This window comes from Holtiella tumoricola, assembly GCF_027857615.1.
Taxonomy (GTDB): Bacteria; Bacillota; Clostridia; order Lachnospirales; family Cellulosilyticaceae; genus Holtiella; species Holtiella tumoricola.
The window spans coordinates 1-3196 of the sequence record NZ_JAQIFT010000023.1 but is presented as its reverse complement, the minus strand read 5'-3'; the positions used below and the strand labels follow the sequence as shown (position 1 = coordinate 3196).

The window sequence follows — 3196 nt, the reverse complement described above, 5'->3', positions numbered from 1 at the left end:
GATCTCTGTGTTTTTTATTTAGTCTACACGATCTATTATTTTTATACCTTCTATACTATTTCTATTTAAGTCTAGTACCTATATTAGCTCAAATACCCGATTCCATCTATTGTCTAGGTCATAATGGACATTTTAATACAAAAATTAAAGTCTTTAGCTTTTTAACCATTAAAGAAATAAGCCGCTATATGCTTTTGGAATAATCCAAAAGCTACTGAGCTAAATTATATGCAATGAAGCTACCTAGTATAAAGCATAAAGCTGCTGTCACTAAACTAAATATACCATTTATAACAACTCCTGATGTAATGAGAATCGCAATAGGTGAGCCTACTACTAGTCCGATAATTGCCCAATATACCAGTGTCTCACATCGCTTCAATAGGAACTCTATCATCTTTGCAATGAGAAATGTTCCAATAACAATACCTAGCCCAAATGGTACTAATGTAATTCCTGTAGTAATACATGTAGCCCAATCAAAAATTACTAAACTTTTAATACAACTATTAATGGTTTCTATGATAGGTAAATAAAAGCCCATAAGTGCTAAAATCATAGATCCACTTACTCCTGGTATAACCATTGTTGCTGCAGCTATAACGCCAACAAAGAATAGTTCAATACCTCCACCTAAACTAATACTTAAAACCTCTTGTGTTGGTTTTGTATCTTTCATAAAGCACATACCTACTACCATTGCGAACATTATAAGAAAAGCTAGTATATGGCTTCCTTTTTTACCTTGCCCTTGAACCTTCCTATACAAAATAGGTAGCGAACCTATAATAAGCCCTATGAAAAATAAGTTAGTAGCTAATGGAAAATATTTAAAAAGCCATTCAATACAAAATGATAATCCTATTATTCCTATGACTGCTCCTATCCCATAAGGTAGAAGTGTAATAATACTTTTTTTCGGTTGTTTAAAAAATTGTGTAATGGACTCTATGATTTGATCATAAATCCCCATAGATACTGCAAGTGTTCCTCCACTTACCCCAGGAATAATATTGGCTACTCCAATAATTGTCCCTTTTAGTATTTGTTTTATAAATGCTCCACTCATGCTTTTTCTCCTTATCGAGTGTTTGATATACCCTCTAATCTATCACTGTATCCGTTATTTTTCAACAAGCTTCTTTACTAGTTTGTAGTCTTGTCTGAATTTAAGCCAATCATCCTTGGAGTCTTCCCCGTAATCTCAAAGAATATGCTGCACTCACTTTGTAAACGTTTCAAGCTCATCAATATATGCTTCAAAATGATCTGCTACCCTTTCATAATATTCTGGACTAGCTAAATTCATTCCTAATATTTCTTTTGTTAACTCATAACCTGTCTTATTTCCTCCACTTTCTAAAAAGTGCATCCAATTGGTCTGCATCTCTTCATTTCCTTTAATAAATTCACTTATAATAATTTCCGATGCTACTGATGCCGTAGCATATTGGAAAGTATAAAAATTCTCAAAGATATGAGAAATACTTGCCCATTCTCCTTCAATCGGATTACTTTCTCCAAAATAAATTCTATTTGCTTCTTTCCATAAACTATTAAGACGATCTGCCGTAAGGCTTTCTCCCTCTGCTACAAGAGTATATGCTTTTTCTTCAAAGGTTGCTATAACCATTTGATAGAAAAGGCTATTCATTAAACTGTCTGCCTTTAGAATTAAAGCTTGCTTCCTCTGCTCATTGGTTGTCCCTTTCTGGTACATCGTTTCATAAGCACTCTTTTCTGCCGTTAAAGAGGCAATCTCTGAAGCAAAAATATCTGCTTTCCATGTATTATAAGGCTGATTTGCTCTTGCTAATTCATAGTGTACGGCGTGTCCTAATTCATGAGCAACAACACCTAGTCCATAGGGCGTAGCCTCATAGTTTAAAATAACATAAGGATGCGTATCATAACTTCCTATTGTAAATGCCCCATCTATTTTATACGCTTCTTTAAATGGATCTATCCAATTTTCTTCAAAAGCTCTTCTTGCAACATCTGTATATGCAGTACCAAATAACCCATAAGCTTCCTCTATTAAGGTAGGTACCTTGTTATAATGATAAGTATCTTGAGAATAGCTTAAACTCAACTTTTTTCTTATTTCTAAATAACGCTCTAATAGAGGTTGCATTTTCATAATTTCTTCTTTTGCTGTTTCATAGACTTCTAAATCAACACCTTGCTTATCTGTTAGATACTCTATAATATTGTCATATCCTAATGCTTCACTAAAGATTATTTCTTTAGATACTTCCATATTATAAAGAGCAGCTAAGCTATATTGTTTTTCCCTAAGTCTTTTAACATAGTCTATATTCCCTTTAACCTCTCCATTATCAGCATATAAAATTTGTTCGTACACCGTATCTATCTGTTCTAACATGGTCATCATTTTCACATAAAAGGTATAGCTCTTTGTATCTAGACCTTCTTCATAGATTTCTACTGCAGCTTCTAAAATTTTTTTATAAGGTTGAAAAACTTCCTTTTGTTGTAATGCTTCTATATCACTTAAACCATATTCACCTAATTCTAATAGTATAAATTCACTCTTTTGTATATACTCTGAAAGTAGCTGCCCTATCTTTCCTTTTTGTCCCAAGGCCTCTTGGTCAGACTGGTCTAGGCTGGTCTTTAATACTGTGTAAACAGATAATTGATGAATACGCCTACTGATTTGTTCATCTAGTTTTAAGCATTCTAGTAACTTATTTTCATCTTTTAACTGGCCTTCATAATTTGTAAAACTTGTAATATCTTGAGTAACTTGCTTATAAGCTTCCTCCCATGCATTACTTGATGGATACAAATTTGTTAAATCAATTAAACTTGTCTTTACATTTTCCCCATTATTTTGAGGCACTAAATACTCAAAAAAAGGTATCAAAAGCAGTATAATCATTAAACTACAAACACATGCAATGATTCGTTTTTTTAATCGTTTTTGTCGTTGTTTTTCCTCTTCTAACTCGTTTTCTATTTCTAATTCTCTTATCTCTTCTTCTATTTCATTTTCTTCTATTATTTTATCTTTCACTTCTTGGTGTGATTCTTTATCTATTTTATTAGATTCTTCATTCACATCTATCACTCCTATTTAACTTTATAACTTATTATAACATTTCCTTATCCGCTTTCATCTTATAATAATAAAACATATTTAAATTTTTTATAAAATTAAAAGAGGTCATCT

2 protein-coding genes are annotated in these 3196 nt (G+C 32.1%); both read right to left on the bottom strand.

Annotated elements, in window-relative coordinates:
• Window positions 1-211: 211 nt before the first annotated feature.
• A complete protein-coding gene (locus PBV87_RS05870; RefSeq protein WP_271011496.1) occupies window positions 212-1069 on the bottom strand; it encodes a DUF368 domain-containing protein in 858 nt (285 codons plus the stop codon).
• A 153-nt stretch (window positions 1070-1222) separates the two neighbouring features.
• On the bottom strand, window positions 1223-3085 hold the full coding sequence (locus tag PBV87_RS22835) for a M3 family oligoendopeptidase (RefSeq protein WP_271011495.1): 1863 nt from the start codon (window positions 3083-3085) through the stop codon (window positions 1223-1225).
• Window positions 3086-3196 lie beyond the last annotated feature (111 nt).

What these genes read in the sequence shown, in the direction of transcription:
- PBV87_RS05870 (WP_271011496.1), bottom strand. Translation starts at nt 1,069, where the DNA reads ATGAGTGGAGCATTTATAAAACAAATACTAAAAGGGACAATTATTGGA.